The sequence below is a fragment of the Catenuloplanes nepalensis genome (genome assembly GCF_030811575.1).
Lineage (GTDB): Bacteria > Actinomycetota > Actinomycetes > Mycobacteriales > Micromonosporaceae > Catenuloplanes > Catenuloplanes nepalensis.
Genome location: NZ_JAUSRA010000001.1, coordinates 8284234 through 8299922, shown reverse-complemented (window position 1 = coordinate 8299922; position 15689 = coordinate 8284234). Strand labels below are relative to the sequence as shown.

Sequence of the window (15689 nt, the reverse complement as noted above, 5' to 3'; positions counted from 1 at the left end):
CACGGCGTGCGCGTCGCCGTGATCGGAATGGGTCTCATCGGGGGTTCCGTGCTGCGGGCCCTCGCCGCCGCCGGACACGACATGGTCGGTTTCGACGCCGACCCGGCCACCCGCGGCACCGCCCGCACCGCCGCCGCGGAGGCCCCGCCGAAGGCCCGGTGGCGGATCGCGCCGTCCGTCTCGGCCGCGGTCGCGGACGCGGAACTGTGCATGATCGCGGTCCCGCTGACCGCGCTGGAGACCGTGCTCGACGAGATCACCGGGCGTGGTTACCGAGGCCTGATCACGGATGTGACCTCGGTCAAGATGCCGGTGCTGGACCTGGTCGAGCGCTACCTGGAGGGCGGTTCGCAGCGGCTCGCCGGCTTCGTCGGCGGGCATCCGATGGCCGGGCGCGAGACGTCCGGCTTCACCGCGGCCGACCCGCGCCTCTTCGACGACTGCGCCTGGGTGCTCGGCCTGGAACCCGGCCGCACCATGCTCGGCGACTGGCTAGACCTCGCCGACCTGGTCACCGGCCTGGGCGCCCGCGCGGTACCGGCCACCGCGGCCGAACACGACCGAGCCGTCGCTACGATCAGCCACGTACCGCATCTGGTCGCGTCCGCCGTCGCTGAACAGGCCGCCGATCCGCTCGCGGCCGCACTCGGCGCCGGCTCGTTCCGCGACGGCACCCGTGTCGCCGCCACCCGCTCCGAACTGGTCGCCGCCATGTGCGGCGGCAACGCCGACGCGGTCCGCCCGGTCCTCGACGCGGTCATCGAATCCCTCACCGCCGCCCGCGCCGCTCTCGACGCCCGCGACCCGATCTCCGCCCTGCGACCGTGGCTGGTCCCCGGCCACCGCGTCCGTTCCACCTGGCCGCCCACCGCCGGCGAGCCGCTGCCCATGCGCCCGTCCGTCAACGCCCTGCTCGACCTCGGCCGCGCCGGCGGCTGGATCACCTCGGTCTCCAAGGACCGCACCACGGTCACCGCGGTCCGCCCGGACTGACCTCTTTCACCCGGCGGCCTTTCCTGATGATCCAGGCGAGACTCACGTCGGTCCAGCAACGGGAATGACGCCTGGATCACGGATCGCCGGCGGATCCACCCGACGCGGAACGAGAGCAGACCGCAAGGAGCTCCGAACGAGAGCAGACCGCAAAAGCTTTGGATCTACCCGCTTCCGGCGGGTCGAGTTCCGCATGCTCCCGCGGGCACCGGTCGTCGCTGGCGCTCCTCCCTGCGGGATCCGTGGCGGCAAGGACAAGAACCTGCTCCGCAGGTCAAGCGCCATCCGGGCCGCGCCGCTGGTGCGTGTCCACCAACGTTCGCCAGGCACCCCGTCCGTGATCAAGGCGTCCTCATGTTGTTGGAGCAGCATGGGGACGCCCCGATCACGGGTTCTGTCCAGCGAGTCATCGTGGGCAGCCCGTTGAGGCGCGGCGCGGGAGGGATCGAACTCTCAGCGCGGCGCGCGAAGGCGTTCAACCTTCGCAAGCGGGAGGCCGTCCAAGTGGGCGCCGCGTGCCGGAAATTCGCGCTTATCACAGGCTGCAGTGCGGTGTGGTCGGGCGCCGCCGCGTTCCGGGGGGGGTCAGGCGGAGCGGGAGGAGAGGGTGGCGTCGGCGAGGGTGGGCCAGCCGGGGCCGAGTTCCTCGGTGTCGGTGCCGGCGCGGATCTTGAGGGTGGTGTCGTCGAAGAGGGTTATCTCGTAGGTCTTGGGGACGCGGCGGGTGAGGCGGGCGGTGGCGAAGTCGGCGTAGGCGACGAAGCGGTGGCCCGGCTCGGCCGCGAGCTGCTCCGGCGGGATCGAGGTCAGCATCGCGTGCATGCGGGGCCGCACCTCGCGCTGGCGCAGGCGCGGGACGCCCGGCACCACGATCAGGCCCGTGTTGAGCAGGACCAGGTCGGAACGTTCGCCGTCGACGATCACGTTCATCAGTCCGGCGACCGCGCCCGCGCCGGCCGCGCCGGAACGCGGCGTCAGCGGCGGGGTGGAACCGGCGTCGATGCCGAGCTCGGCCAGGTGTTTGCGGGCCTCGTCCACGGTCGCCTGGCTGAGCGCCAGCGTGGCGATCTCGCCGAGCCGAAGCGGGCTGCCGTCGCGGCCGATCAGGCGCGGCGGCGCGGACCAGCTGTGCCGCCAGCCGGCCATGCCGGCGTGGATCGCGGCGAGCAGCAGCAGCGACTCGACCTGGGCGCGGGTGAAGCGGCCGGTGGCGGCGACGTCGAGCGTCTCGGACAGGCCGGCGTCGTCGCGGCCGAGCGTCCTGGCCGTCTCGCGGAGCACCTGGTCGGCCTCGCGGCGCAGCGTGGCGGTGCCGGCCGCCGCGATGAACTCGGGCCAGGCCAGCGGGCGGCGGCCCTCCGCGACCGTGGCGTCCTGCAACGCGCGGGCGGCGCCACCCGGGTCGGTGATCAGCGCGGTGGCGGGCAGCGGCGCCTCGTCCGATTCCCGCCCACCGCGCACCGAGGAGCCGGGCCCCGCCGCGGACGTCGAATCCGGCGCGGACGTCGAATCCGGCGCGGAGCTGGAACCCGGCCCGGAGCCGTGGCCGGCGCCGGTGAGCAGTGCGGCGACGCGCTCCGCGACCGGCGGGTGCGTGTCCCAGCGGTCCGCGGCCGGGGCCTGGGTGCGCAGGTCGTCCAGCTCGGCGGCGCGCGCGTGGACGAAGTCGGCGAAGCCGCCGAAGAGGTCGTCCGGCACGTAGCCGTGCTCCCAGCCGGGCCGCACGTATCGTCGGAAGAAGAACGACCAGGCGGCCTCCAGCACCGGCCGGTCCTGCAGCGCGGCGACCGCGGCGCCCGGGCCGGCGACCGTGGCGGCGAACCGGTCGGCCGCGGCCTCCTGCGCGCGCGTGGTGCCGGCGTCGAAGGCCAGGTAGAGGTACGCGTACCACCGGAGGGTGAACGGCATGCGCGGCAGCGCCGCGGTCACCGCGAGCCGCCCGCGGTAGGCGACGCCGCCCGGCGGGGAGAAGTGGCCCAGCTCGTGCGCGAGCATCGCCCGCGCGCGATCCACGGTCATGATCTGCAGCAGCGGCAGCCCGACCGCGAGCGTGCGCACGCCGCGGCGCAGGCCGAGTAGCCGCACGTCCTCGATGACGCGCACGGTCGTGTCCGGCAGCAGCCGGATCCGGTCCGGTGGGCGCGTGCCCGCGCGCTCCGCGATCTCCCGCACCACGGCCCACAGCTCGGGTGCGCGCTCCGGCGCGACCGGGATGCCGGCCGGGCGGGAGCGGCGGGACGCGAGGCCGCGGCCGAGCGCGAGGGCGGCGACGCCGACGCCGAGCGTGATCAGCGGCAGCGCGAGCTTGACCGCGTCGTGGCCGGCGATCAGCACGCTCGCCCAGAAGAGCAGGACCGCGACGAGAGCGAGCTGAACCATCGCGACCAGGTAGAACCCGGCGAGCAGCACCACCGAGAGGGCGGCCCGTAGCGTGGCGGTCATCGTCGATCCTCCCCGTACGCCGGGCGTACGTGAGCCGGACAGTACCCATGTCGCGCGGGAGGCGACAACCCCGCGTTAGGTTGACGACATGGCTTCCCGTGATCCCGTCGCCGATCTGCGCCGCATCGCGTTCCTGCTGGAGGCGGCGCACGAGGCGACGTTCCGGGTGAAGGCGTTCCGGTCCGCCGCGAACGCGCTGGGCGCGCTCGACCCGGACGAGGTACGGCAGCGCGCCGGGAACGGCACGCTCGCGGACCTGAAGGGCGTCGGCGACGTGACCGCGCGCTGCGTGGCCGAGTCGCTGGCCGGTGAGGAGCCGGTCTACCTGCGCCGGCTGCTCGCCACCGAGCAGGACGACCTGCCGGTGACCGCGGTAAGGCTGCGAGAGGCGCTGCGCGGCGACTGTCACAGCCATTCGGACTGGTCGGACGGCGGCTCGCCGATCGAGGAGATGGCGCTGGGTGCGGCCGAGATCGGCCACGAATATCTGGTGCTGACCGACCACTCGCCCCGGCTGAAGGTGGCCCGCGGCCTGAGCCCGGCCCGGCTGAGGCAGCAGCTCACGCACGTGGAGAAGCTGAACGCGCAGCTGCCGGAGGGGTTCCGGATCCTGACCGGGATCGAGGTGGACATCAACCCGGACGGCACGCTGGACCAGGAGGACGAGCTGCTGGCCCGGCTGGACGTGGTGGTCGGCTCGGTGCACAGCGACCTGCGCGCGGACGAGGCCGCGATGACCCGGCGGATGCTGAAGGCGATCGCGAACCCGCACCTGGACATCCTCGGCCACTGCACCGGCCGGCGACTGCCCACGAAGAACAACGACAGGGCGCACGCGCGGGTCAGCAGCCGCCCGCCGAGCGACTTCGACGCGAAGCGGGTCTTCGCCGCGGCCGCGGAGCACGGCAAGGCCGTCGAGATCAACTGCCGTCCGGACCGGCTGGACCCGCCGAAGCGCCTGCTGCGGCTCGCGGTCGAGGCCGGCTGTCTCTTCTCGATCGACACGGACGCGCACGCGCCCGGTCAGCTGGACTGGCAGCGGTACGGCTGCGAGCGGGCCGCGCTCTGCGGCGTGCCCGCGGACCGCGTGGTGAACACGTGGTCCGCGGATGAGCTCACGACGTGGGCCGCCGGACACCGATAGTGCTGATCGCGACGCCGGCCAGCACGATCAGCGCGCCGGCCGGCTGGTGCCAGGAGATGTGCTCGTCCAGCACCAGCACGCCGAGCAGCACCGCGAAGACCGGGATGAGGTATGTCACGGACGCGGCCGTGCTCGCGCCCAGCAACCGGATGTTGCGCATGTTGACCAGGAACGCCAGCCCGGTGCCGAGCACGCCGAGCGCGAGCACGCTGCCGATCACCGCCGGCGACAGGCTCAGCGGCGACGGCGGCGCGCCCGCGAGCAGCGGCGCCACCACCAGCAACTGCGCGGTCGCCGTGATCAGCTGCCCGGCGGCCAGCGACGCGGACGAGTCGGGCCGGTGCCCGAGGAACCGCTTCTGGTACGGAATCGCGAACCCGTAGCAGGCCGCCGCGCCCAGGCACATGAGCTGTCCGGACAGCTGCGCGCCGCCGACGCCGTCCCACACGCCCAGCACGACCAGCACGCCGAGGAACCCGACGCCGACGCCGGCCACCCGGCGCGCGGTCAGTGTCTCGGTGCGCAGCACCAGCGCCGCGATCGGCAGCGTGAGCAGCGGGGTGGTCGCGTTCCAGATGCCGGCCAGGCCGGACGAGACGCGCTGCTCGCCGAACCCGAACAGGGTGAACGGGATCGACACGCCGAACACGCCGATGACGAACAGGTGCGCCCAGGCGACCGGGTCGCGGGGCAGCCGGTCTCGGGTGAGCAGCAGCACCAGGAGCAGCGTCAGCGCGCCGGCCACGACTCGGAACAGCGTCACGTAGACCGGGTGCAGCTCGCGCACGCCGATGCCGATGAACAGGAAGCTCGCGCCCCAGACGGCGGCGAGCGCCAGGTATCCGGGCAGCCAGGAACGGGTCGTCACAGCGGGACACTGTTCCACGGGGGTGTGACAACATCACCGGGTGGGACACATCGACGACCTCGCCGAGCGGTACGTCGAGGAGTGGGCACCGCTGAACCCGATCGGCGCCACGCACCTCGGTATCGACGGCTACGACGACCAATTCGACGACCTCACCCCGGACGGGTACGCCGCACAGGCCGACCTGGATCGCCGTACCGTCGCCGCGCTGCACGCCACCCCGGCCGGCTCGCCGGACGAGGAGGTCGGCCGCGAGGCGATGATCGAACGGCTGGAGCTCAACCTCGCGCGGTACGACGCGGGCGAGACCACCAGCCAGCTCAACGTGATCACGAGCGCGCTGCACGACGTGCGCGGCGCGTTCGATCTGATGCCCACCGAGGGCGAGCGCGCGGTGGCGAACATCGCGGCCCGCCTCAACAAGATCCCGCACGCACTGGAGCAGATCAAGACCACGCTGCTGCACGAGGCCGCCAGAGACCACGTCAGCCCGCGCGAGCAGATCGCCGAGGTCGCGAAGCAGTGCGTCATCTGGACCGACCCGGCCCAGGACGATGTCTATCACGCGCTGGCCCGGTCGCTCGATGCCACGGAAAGCCTGGCCAAGGACCTGGAGAGGGGCGCGGCCGCGGCGACCCGGGCGACCGCGGAGTTCGGCGAGTTCCTGCGCCGCGAGCTGGCCCCGCACGGCCGGGAGAAGCAGGCGGCCGGCCTGGAGCGCTACTCCCTGGCCTCTCGCTACTTCGTCGGCGCGGACCTGGACCTGCTGGAGACCTACGCCTGGGGCTTCGACGAGCTGGCCCGGCTGGAGGACGAGATGCGCCTGATCGCGGGCCGGATCGTCGGCCCGGGCGCGGGCATCGACGAGGCGGTCGCGGCGCTGGACGCGGACCCGGCGCGCACGATCCACGGCAAGGAGGCGTTCCGCGACTGGATGCAGGCGCTCGCGGACAAGGCCGTGGAGGAGCTGAACGGCACCCACTTCGACATCCCGGAGCAGGTGTTGCGTCTGGAGTGCTGCCTGGCGCCGACCAGCGACGGCGGCATCTACTACACCGGGCCGAGCGAGGACTTCAGCCGGCCGGGCCGGATGTGGTGGGCGGTGCCGGGCACGATCACGGACTTCTCCACCTGGCGCGAGGTCACCACGGTCTACCACGAGGGTGTGCCCGGCCATCACCTCCAGGTCGGCCAGACCACGGTCCGCGCGGACCTGCTCAACCGCTGGCGCCGGCTGATGGGCTGGACCTCCGGGTACGGCGAGGGCTGGGCGCTCTACGCGGAGCGGCTGATGGACGAGCTGGGCTACCTGGACGACCCGGGCGACAAGCTCGGCATGCTGGACGGCCAGGCGCTCCGGGCCGCGCGGGTGATCGTCGACATCGGCATGCACCTGGAGCTGGAAATCCCGGCGGACAACCCGTTCGGCTTCGCGCCGGGCGAGCGGTGGACGCCGGAGCACGGCTGGGCGTTCCTGCGCGCGCACTGCCGGATGCCGGACGAGATCCTGCGCTTCGAGCTGAACCGCTACCTGGGCTGGCCGGGTCAGGCACCGTCGTACAAGGTCGGCGAGCGTTTCTGGCTGCAGGCGCGCGAGGACGCCCGGGCCCGCAAGGGCGCGGACTTCGACCTGCGCGCGTTCCACCAGGCCGGCCTGAACCTGGGCTCGATCGGCCTGGACCCGTTCCGCCAGGCGATGGCCCGCTACTGACCCAACCCGTGATCGAGGCGTCATTCATGTCGTTCCAACGACATGAATGACGCCCTAGACCACGTCGACGAGGTCCGGGCCGGTCAGTGTGTCGCAGGTGGCGAGCAGCAGCTCCATGGACGGGTTCTGGAACGCGATGTAGGGCAGCGCGATGGGAATGCCGTCTGGCGGGATCGGGGACTCCGGCGTCAGCGTGATCGTGATGCCGAGCAGCGTGCCGGTGAACTTCGTGGCGTAGAACCTGACGTCGCCCTCGACGCCCAGCTTCGAGCTCGTGATCGGCGACAGCTCCTGGTGGCGCGGCGTCTCCAGCCGGAAGTCGTGCGTGTAGGCCTTGGTCATCGAGAACTGCAGCGCCTTGATCGTGCTGCCGTCCGCGCGCGGCATGTCCACGATGCCGTCCATGCCCAGATTCCACATCTCGACCTTGGTCCCGGTCAGCAGCGACGGCCGCATAGCCACCGGCGGCACCCCGGCCGGCGTCCCGAGCCGCTTCACCTGATCCTTGGCGTCCTCCTGCTGATCAGCGGGCTTGTCCGAGCCGCCACCGGGACCGCCCGAGCCAGGGTCGCCGGAGCCAGGGTCGCCGGAGCCAGGGTCGCCGCCACCGGGATCGCCGGCGCTGGGACTGCTAGGGCTGGGATTGCCAGGGCTGGGAGCGGGATCACCGGGACCGGGATCACCGCAGTCCGGCTTTTCACCGCCGTCCGGCGCGGACGGGGTGGGCGTGGGAGCCGCCCTCTTCCCGTCCAGGCCGAGCAGATCACCGAGCCCGTCCGTGATGTCGCCGATCCACCCCTCGATCGGCCCCGGCGACCGGCCGGCCGACGCCGACGGTGATGGTGAGGCGGTCGGCTCCGGCGGGCAGGGCGCCGCGCGTGCGGCCTCGGCGCCCGGCAGCACTCCTACGGCAGACACCAGGGCCAAAATCAGGATCCAGACCGACATCCCGAGGGTACGGCGTTCCGGCGGATCCTCCTCAGCAGTGCTCGCCGGGCGGATCACGGTGCTCTCGTCGTACCCCGGCGGCGGCTCTTGATCTTGTTTTTGGATCGGCTCCGGCGGCGTCCAGCCGAAGGCCAGGATCGACCCGAGCGCGCCCAGGACCAGCCCGGCGAAGAAGCCGCCGAGGTTGACCGCCATCAGCGAGAACACCGAGGTGAGCGCGCCGATGACCGCGTAGAACACGCGCTGCGCCGGTGTGAACCAGACCAGCAGCCCGGCGGTGACCAGCACGCCCGGGATCAGCCAGCTCAGGTAGCCGCTCGGCCCGACGTGCACGGACAGCCCGTTGATCCCGCCGCCCTGGGTGGAGCCGAACATCTCCAGCCCGGCCAGGATCAGCAGCAGGCCGCCCCAGAACGGCCGGTTCCAGCGCCAGTGGCCGAAGGCGCGCCAGGTCCGGGCGATGGCCCCGCCGACGTCTCGCATGCGCCGCTCCCTGCTGTGCCAGGCCCTCCGGCCCGCCGCGCGCGGACCGGAGGGCGCCGATCAGAAGCACTCCTCGGCGTCGTCGCCGACGTTGACCTTGAGCTGCAGGCCGGTGAGCGCGAACGTGCCGGCCGTCGTGGTCCACGCGACCTGCTGCAGGTTGTTGATCGTCACGTGGTCCGCCTGCTGGCCGAAGAGGCCGGGCTGACCCTTCGCGCCCTCGCCGCCCTTGCTCAGCGTGGACGCGTCCCGGCCGATCTCGATGTTCGTGAACGTGGCGTCGCCCCTCAGCTCGTCCACGTCGAGCACCAGGTTGCTGGCCGTGGCCGGCCGGTCGCCGCCGCCCGCGCTGATCGTCAGGATCACGCGCCCGACCAGCGGGTTCGACGCGTTGACGGACTGGCACAGGTTGTACAGCTCGGCCTCGCGGATCGCCGAGACCGCGGTCGGGTGCCGCTCGCCGTTCTCCTCGGTCGCGATGCCGCCGTACTGGGCGAACCCGTCGCCCTCCAGCCGGTCCGCGGCGACCTTGAACGTGCTGCCGGAGACCGAGAACGACGCCGCGATCGCGCCGTTGGACATGCCGAAGATCATGAATCCGGTGGCGATCACCGTGGGTACGGCCAGGACGGCCGCGCGGCGCCATCGCACGCGCCCCTTCGCCTGCTTCTCCTGCACGGTTCCTCCTCACGACGAAGCGTCCGCACCGTCGATGCCGAGCGGTGCGTGGTGAGGCGTTTCGGCCGCCCGCGGGCCCTTACCGGCCGGTAACGAAGCGCGGAGCCAATGATTGTGCGAAGCGACGTAGCCCACAACCCTGCGGCTACCCGCGGGTAACAGCCGGACGGCATCGACGATCGCCGTTGCTTACGCCGCGTAGAAAGGTTTCCGGCCGGTTAACCGGACAAAGTCGGGCAACCGCTTACGTCGCGTGTGCGATCTTGCCACCTAATCACGATTGAATAACGGCCAGCCGAGAGGCCCCTGTGGATCTCTAACGCGCCTCGACCGGCTCCTCCTCGCCCTCCACGGGCAGGTTCCCCGGCAGCCGGCGCAGGCTCACCCCGGTGATCGCGTGATGATCCACCGAGGTCACCGAGGCCTCCCAGCCGTCGACCGTGACCGTCTCGCCCGCCACCGTCGGAATGTGGCCGAGCAGCGTCAGCATCATCCCGGCCACGGTCGTGTAGTCGCCGGGCGGCCGTTCACCCAGCTCCACGCCGATGTCCGGCAGGTCGTGCACCGGGAACGTGCCGGGCAGCGCCATCGTGCCGTCCGGGTCGGTGCGCACCGACTGCACGTCCCGGTCGGTCTCGTCGTAGATCTCGCCGACGATCTCCTCCAGCACGTCCTCCAGCGTGACGATCCCGTCGATCGCGCCACGCTCGTCCACCACCAGCGCTATGTGCTGCCGCTCCGCCTTGAACTGACGCAGCGCGTCGGAGACCGGCAGCGAGTCGGGCAGCAGCATCGGCGGGCGCGCGCACTCGTCGACCGGGCGGCCGTCCGGCACACCGATCAGCTCACGCAGGTGCACCACGCCGACCACGTCGTCGAGCATGCTGTGCCGGACCACCGGCGCGCGCGAGTGACCGGACGCGGCCAGCACCAGGCGCGCGGCCTCCGCGGTCGTGCCCGAGTCGAGCGTGAAGACCTGCAACCGGGGCACCAGCACCGCGCGCAGCTGCCGCTCCGCGATCTGGACCGCGCCGTTGATGATCGTCTGCTGCTCGACCGTGAAACCCCGGTGGCCGGAGACGATGTCGCGCAGCTCGTCCGGGCTGATCTCCTCGCGCTCCTCGGACGGGTCGATGCCGAACGCGCGGACCACCAGGTCCGACGTCGCGCCGAGCGCCCACACCGCCGGGCGGGAGACCGTGGCCAGCAGGTCCAGCGGGCGGGCCACCGCGAGCGCCCAGCCCTCGGCGCGGTGCATCGCGATCCGCTTCGGGGCCAGCTCGCCGAAGACCAGCGTGACGAACGTGAGCACCAGCGTGACCAGCAGGATCGACACCGGCTCGGCCGCGTCGCCGAGCGCGCTGAGCAGCGGCACCAGCGGTTTGGCCAGCGACACCGCGGCGGCCGCGGACGCCAGGAAACCGGCGAGCGTGATACCGATCTGGATCGTGGCGAGGAACCGGTTCGGATCCTTCGACAGCCGGGCCAGCACCCGGCCGCCCGCGCCACCCTCCCGTTCCAGCCGGTGGATCTGGCTCTCCCGCAGGGAGACCAGCGCCATCTCGCTTCCCGCGAATCCCGCGTTGAGCACGACCAGCACGGCCACCAGCGCGAGCTGGGTCCATAGCTCCTGCACCGCAGGCTCCTTACCGTTGCGTTGAGTCCACCTTTCCCACCCGGCGGTGCCGCCTAACGCGTCGTGGCTCGCTCCGCGAAAGCCCGCAGGTCCCGGCGCTCGATCGCGGCCGCCATCAGCTCCGGAATCAGAGCGACCGCAGCCCGTCCGCCACCCGATTCATGATCTCCTCGGTCGGCCCGTCCGCCATCGGCCGCTCGTGCACGGCCAGGTGCCCGGCGGCGGCCAGGTCGCCGACCAGCACCATGGTCACGCCGACGTGCAGCCCGAGCCGCGCGCTGATCTCCACCACGGACAGCGACTCCACGCAGAGCCGCACGATCTCCCGCTGCTCCGGCGAGAGCGCGTCGGTGGACTCGCCCCAGCGCGCCACCACGTGCGTCTCCAGCCCGATGTCCGGCAGGTCACCGCCGTCCCCGTGCACCCGCCCGGCGGTCAGCACGAACGGCCGGAAGCCGGTGGAGGTGTTCCAGGAGGGCTCGGCCGTGGGCTCCGACCCCAGGTACGGCCGCACTCGCAAGAACTGATCATCGGTCACGCGCGGACGTGGCTCTTCAGCTCGTCGATCAACTTCGGGGTGAGCGCGTCGCCGGCCTTGTTGACGAAGAGCGTCATCTCGTAGGCGAGCGTGCCCAGGTTCGCCGAGCGCTCCGCGATGACGCCGAGCACCGAACCCGCGCTGATCGACGTGACCAGCAGATATCCCTCGTCCATGTCCAGGACGACCCGGTTCAGCCCGCCGAGCGGATAGCAGCTCGCCGCGCCCACGGCCAGGCTGGTCAGCCCGGAGACGACGGCCGCGAGCCGCTCCGAGTTCGCCCGTTCGTGGGCGGTGGTCATCGCCATCAGCAGGCCGTCGGACGACACGGCGATCGCCTGGACGACGCCGGCGGTGCCGGACGCGAACGTGTCCAGCAGCCAGTTGAAGGTCTTGGCCTCGGTGCTCAGGGTGCTCATCGAGTGGTTCCCTCGTCGGTGTGCTCGTCGGATCGGGCGGCACGCAGACCTCGGGCGACGCCCGACTCGAACTGCCGCATCAGCTCACGTACCTTGTCCGGGTCCTGGCGGACCGGCGCGGTTCCCGGGCGGATGATCCTGGGTGGAACGAGTGAGACGTCCTGGCTGCCGAGCGTGGCGCCCGGCACCCGCTTCAGCAGACCGTTACCCGTTTCGGCGGTTCCAGGAACCATCGGGTCGACAACCGTGATCTCGGTGGTCGGTGACGTGTCCTGGGCGGCCTGCCGGATGTGCGGCGCCGGATCGACGACCAGCTCGCCGCGCGACGCGACCTCCGGCACCACCAGCGGCTGCGGCGCGAACGTCGGCTGCGGGGCGATCGACGGCTGCGGGGCGATCGACGGCTGCGGCACCTCGGCGACGTCGGCCGTGCGCCCGCTCGCGTCCGCGACGATCAGCGGGCTTACCGGCACCCGCGGCGCGGGCAGCGCCAGCGGTGCCGCGCGGTACTCGACGACCGGCCGCACCCGCAGCGGCGGCGCGACCGGCGCAGCGTCCGGAACGGCCTCGGTGTCGATGACCGCCGGCAGCTCCGCCGCCGTGGCCGAGATCGCGAACGCGTTCCACGACGGGCCGGCCTCCAGGCTGCGGCTCGCCCGGTCCAGCAGCGCCACCTCGACGACCGGCTCGCCCGCGGTCGCCATCACCGGCTCCGGCTCCGGCAGGATCAGCTGCCGGCGGCCGAGCAGCACCGTGGCCGTGACCCCGCCGCCGGGCGTCTCCGCGAGCGTGACCGGCATACCCTGCCGGCGGGACAGGCGGCCGACCACGACCAGGCCGAGCACCTCGGTCGGGGCCAGGTCGAGGCGTTCCCGGCGGGCCAGCCGCGCGTTCTCCCGCGCCAGCCGGTCCGGCGCCAGGCCCAGCCCGTGGTCGACGATGATCAGGCGGACGCCGTTGTCGGCCGGCGCGGCCGTGACCGTGACCCGCGTGTCCGGCGGCGAGAACGTGCAGGCGTTCTCCATCAGCTCCGCGACGACCAGCGTGAGGTCCGCGATCGCGGGCGGGAGCACGTCGATGGCCTCCGGCACGTCCACGTCGACGCGTGGGTAACCCTCGATCTCACCGAGCGCGAGCCGGATCACGTGCAGCAACGGCAACGGCTCCCGGTGCTGGCCGGCGTCGGCGCCACCGCCGGAGAGCGCGACCAGGCTGCTGGCGTTGCGGCGCAGCCGGCTGGCCATGTGGTCGAGCCGGTAGAGGCTCTCCAGGCGCGCCGGGTCGGTCTCGTCGCGCTCCAGCGCGTCGATGATCGACAACTGGCGGTCGATCAGGTTCTCCGCGCGGCGCCCGATGTGGCCGAACATCTGCGCCACGTTCCGGCGGCCGGCGACCTGGCGTTCGACCAGCCGGGCCGCGGTGTTCTGCACCCGGTTGATCGCGTGACCGAGGTCGCTGACCTCGTCGTCACCGCGCACCCGGAGCGGGTCGAGCCGGATCGGCGTGCTGGACTCGGCCTCGTCGTCCGCGACCCGGGTCAGCTCCTCCTCGGTGAGCCGGGCGACCCGGTCGGCGGACTCGGTGAGCCGCAGCAGCGGCCGGGTGACGCGGCGGGCGGTGATGAACGCGCCGGCCACCACGGCCGCGGTGAGCAGCACGGTCAGCGCCAGCACCAGGTACGCCGTGGTGTTCGCGGCCCGCCGGTCGGCCACCACCAGGTCGGCGACGTCCCGGGCGATCTGGTCCTCGATGAACCGGCCGTTCACCAGCACCGACTCGATGAACGGCAGCATCCGCGCGGCGTCCAGCCCGTTCGCGGTGCCGACCGGGTCCGCGGCGAACCGCTCGAAGAAGTCCTCCCCGGCCGCCAGCCGCATCTGCGCGAGCACCGACTCGTACGCCGCGGCCTGCCCGGGATCGGCGTAGCCGCGGAACCGTGCGGTCTGCCGGTCCAGCGCCGTGAACTGCCCGGCCGCCCGGGCCACCGCGGCGAGATCCTTGCTGACCGCGAGGTCGAGCAGCACGTACGCGGCGGCGCTGGCCTCCTCGTCGACGCGCAACGCGGCGTCCAGCGCGAGCACCCGCCGCCCGGTGTCCGTGCCGCCGTCCGCCACGTCGGTCAGCCGCAGCCCGTCGACGAACCGCGCGATGACCTGCCCGAACCCGGAGCCGATCAGGTCCGTCCCGGCGGTCCGGTCCAGCACCTCCGCGCGGGTCTCGGCGAGCGTGCCGACCGAGTCCGCGGCCTCGGCCAGTTCGGGCGTGAGCGTGGCCTCGCTGCGCAGGTCGGCGACCCAGTCGGTGACCCGCGCGGTCTGCAGTTCGAGCCGGGAGCGGTCGGTGAGGCCGCGGACGTATGCGACGGAGAGCAGTCGTTCCTGCTGCAACGCCTGCACCACCGCGCCGACCCGGCCGGCCCGCACCACCCGGTCCGCGGTGTCGGAGGCGCGGCCGGCGTCCTGCATGCGGTCCACCACCACCGGCACGGCCAGCGTGATCAGTCCGAGCAGCGGCACCACCATGACCAGCGCCAGCTTGCCCTGGACGCGCAGCGCGGGGATCTCAACGCGTCGCACCGGCCCGCCTCCGTCTCGGCGACCAGACGTCGTCCCCGCCCGGTGTCTCCTCGGCGTGCCGGGGCATCGGTTCGAGCCGGGCCGGTTCGGGCGCGGCCCGCCGGAGAACCGCGGGGACGATGAACGGCACGGCCGCGATCAGCACGGCCAGGACCAGCATGAGCACCGCGGTGATCCGCCGCATGCCCAGCTCGTCGCCGCGGTCGCGGAGCAGCGTGTCCAGCTCGGTGAGCACGATCGACATCAGGTCCGCCTGGGCGCGCTGTGCCTCGGTGCGCGCCGGGGAGACCTGGGCGGCCATGGCGGACTCGGTGGCGGAGAGGTCCACCACCGCGTAGAGCTTGTCGACGCCCTGCCGGAACCGGTTCAGGCCGGTCAGCAGCTTGGTGCTGAGCGTGTCGCTCTCGGTCTCGTCCAGCGACGCCTGCAGGTTGTCGGTGAGACCGGCGACGTCGTCGTCGACCAGCGTGCGGGTGGCCAGCACCCGGCCGAGCAGCGCGGTCCGGTCCGCGGGTGCGGCACCGACGGCCATGCCGGCCAGGTCGGCGAGGCGGCCGGTGCCGACGATCAGCGCGGGCAGCTCGGCCGCGCCGGCCTCCTGCAGGTGGAACGTGTCGCCCTGCGGGTCCCGGCTGAGCCGCGCGTTGTCGCGGACCTCGGCGTGCAGCGCGAGCAGCAGGTCGGTGACCGCGGCGTACGCGTCGTAGACCGCGGACGTGCTGCCGGAGACGCCGCCCAGCGCCTGGATCTTCACGCGGGCGTCGGTCCACCGGGCGGTGGTGCCCAGCTGTGCGCCGAGCCGCGCGTCGACGCCGTCCACGGCCGCGACCGCGCCGTTGACCGGGTCCAGCGACGGGGTCTGGTGCAGTGCCGCGGACTGCGCCTCGGCCATGACACGGGTGAGTTCGCCGAGCGCGATGGCGTATTCGACGCCGTTCCGCTCGCGATCGACGGTGTCCATTCGTTCGCTGGTGCCGGCCCAGCTCTGTCCGAAGAGGATCGCGACCGGCACGAGGATCAGCACGACCGCGATGAGACCCGGCGCGGAACGCGACCATAGACGCGCACGCCGCACTGGCATGATCACAATGCACCCCTAGCCCACTGCCGCCCGTCTTGCCGCCCCACAGCGTGGCCGCGGGTAGTCGTGCCGTGCGAAACGGACGTCGCCAACGGGTAGGAAAGTAGCGGAAAGTCGGCGCGGAATGGGATTTTCGATTAGAGAGAAATTCTCCGGATCCTCTGCTACCACA

The 15689-nt window shown here is 72.5% G+C and carries 12 protein-coding genes; 3 read left to right on the top strand and 9 right to left on the bottom strand.

Features of this window, described 5'->3' with window-relative positions:
- Nucleotides 1–6 precede the first annotated feature (6 nt).
- A complete protein-coding gene (locus J2S43_RS35985; RefSeq protein ID WP_306836809.1) occupies nt 7–993 on the top strand; it encodes a prephenate dehydrogenase in 987 nt (328 codons plus the stop codon).
- 585 nt (nt 994–1578) lie between these two features.
- Here the strand turns inward: J2S43_RS35985 and J2S43_RS35980 are convergent.
- The gene (locus J2S43_RS35980) at nt 1579–3435 is read right to left on the bottom strand and encodes a M48 family metallopeptidase (protein ID WP_306836807.1); all 1857 of its coding nucleotides are present in this window, start codon (nt 3433–3435) and stop codon (nt 1579–1581) included.
- 88 nt (nt 3436–3523) lie between these two features.
- Here J2S43_RS35980 and J2S43_RS35975 point away from each other — a divergent pair, with 88 nt between their 5' ends.
- Complete coding sequence (locus J2S43_RS35975) at nt 3524–4579, top strand: PHP domain-containing protein (protein ID WP_306836805.1); 1056 nt, start codon at nt 3524–3526, stop codon at nt 4577–4579.
- Here J2S43_RS35975 and J2S43_RS35970 read toward each other — a convergent pair.
- Nucleotides 4551–5447, bottom strand: a complete 897-nt coding sequence (locus J2S43_RS35970; protein ID WP_306836803.1) for a DMT family transporter — start codon at nt 5445–5447, stop codon at nt 4551–4553. The two genes, J2S43_RS35975 and J2S43_RS35970, sit on opposite strands and share 29 nt — an antisense overlap.
- Nucleotides 5448–5487: 40 nt before the next feature.
- Between J2S43_RS35970 and J2S43_RS35965 the strand changes: the two genes are divergently transcribed.
- Nucleotides 5488–7158, top strand: coding sequence for a DUF885 domain-containing protein (locus J2S43_RS35965; protein ID WP_306836801.1), 1671 nt, complete (start codon nt 5488–5490; stop codon nt 7156–7158).
- A gap of 54 nt (nt 7159–7212) precedes the next feature.
- Here the strand turns inward: J2S43_RS35965 and J2S43_RS35960 are convergent, their stop codons facing one another.
- The 7 genes from J2S43_RS35960 to J2S43_RS35930 all read right to left on the bottom strand — a co-directional run bounded on the left by J2S43_RS35960 (nt 7213) and on the right by J2S43_RS35930 (nt 15460).
- The gene (locus tag J2S43_RS35960) at nt 7213–8589 is read right to left on the bottom strand and encodes a DUF6114 domain-containing protein (protein ID WP_306836799.1); all 1377 of its coding nucleotides are present in this window, start codon (nt 8587–8589) and stop codon (nt 7213–7215) included.
- Nucleotides 8590–8649: 60 nt separating this feature from the next.
- A complete protein-coding gene (locus J2S43_RS35955) occupies nt 8650–9267 on the bottom strand; it encodes a DUF6230 family protein (RefSeq protein WP_306836797.1) in 618 nt (205 codons plus the stop codon).
- A 316-nt stretch (nt 9268–9583) separates the two neighbouring features.
- Nucleotides 9584–10903, bottom strand: coding sequence for a hemolysin family protein (locus J2S43_RS35950; protein ID WP_306836795.1), 1320 nt, complete (start codon nt 10901–10903; stop codon nt 9584–9586).
- Nucleotides 10904–11030: 127 nt separating this feature from the next.
- Nucleotides 11031–11417, bottom strand: coding sequence for a DUF742 domain-containing protein (locus J2S43_RS35945; RefSeq protein WP_306839680.1), 387 nt, complete (start codon nt 11415–11417; stop codon nt 11031–11033).
- 20 nt (nt 11418–11437) lie between these two features.
- On the bottom strand, nt 11438–11860 hold the full coding sequence (locus tag J2S43_RS35940; protein ID WP_306836793.1) for a roadblock/LC7 domain-containing protein: 423 nt from the start codon (nt 11858–11860) through the stop codon (nt 11438–11440).
- Complete coding sequence (locus tag J2S43_RS35935; protein WP_306836792.1) at nt 11857–14436, bottom strand: sensor histidine kinase; 2580 nt, start codon at nt 14434–14436, stop codon at nt 11857–11859. The genes J2S43_RS35940 and J2S43_RS35935 overlap by 4 nt, the downstream gene beginning before the upstream one ends.
- Complete coding sequence (locus J2S43_RS35930; protein ID WP_306836790.1) at nt 14423–15460, bottom strand: hypothetical protein; 1038 nt, start codon at nt 15458–15460, stop codon at nt 14423–14425. Before J2S43_RS35930 ends, J2S43_RS35935 begins: the two co-directional genes overlap by 14 nt.
- Between the last annotated feature and the right edge of the window lie 229 nt (nt 15461–15689).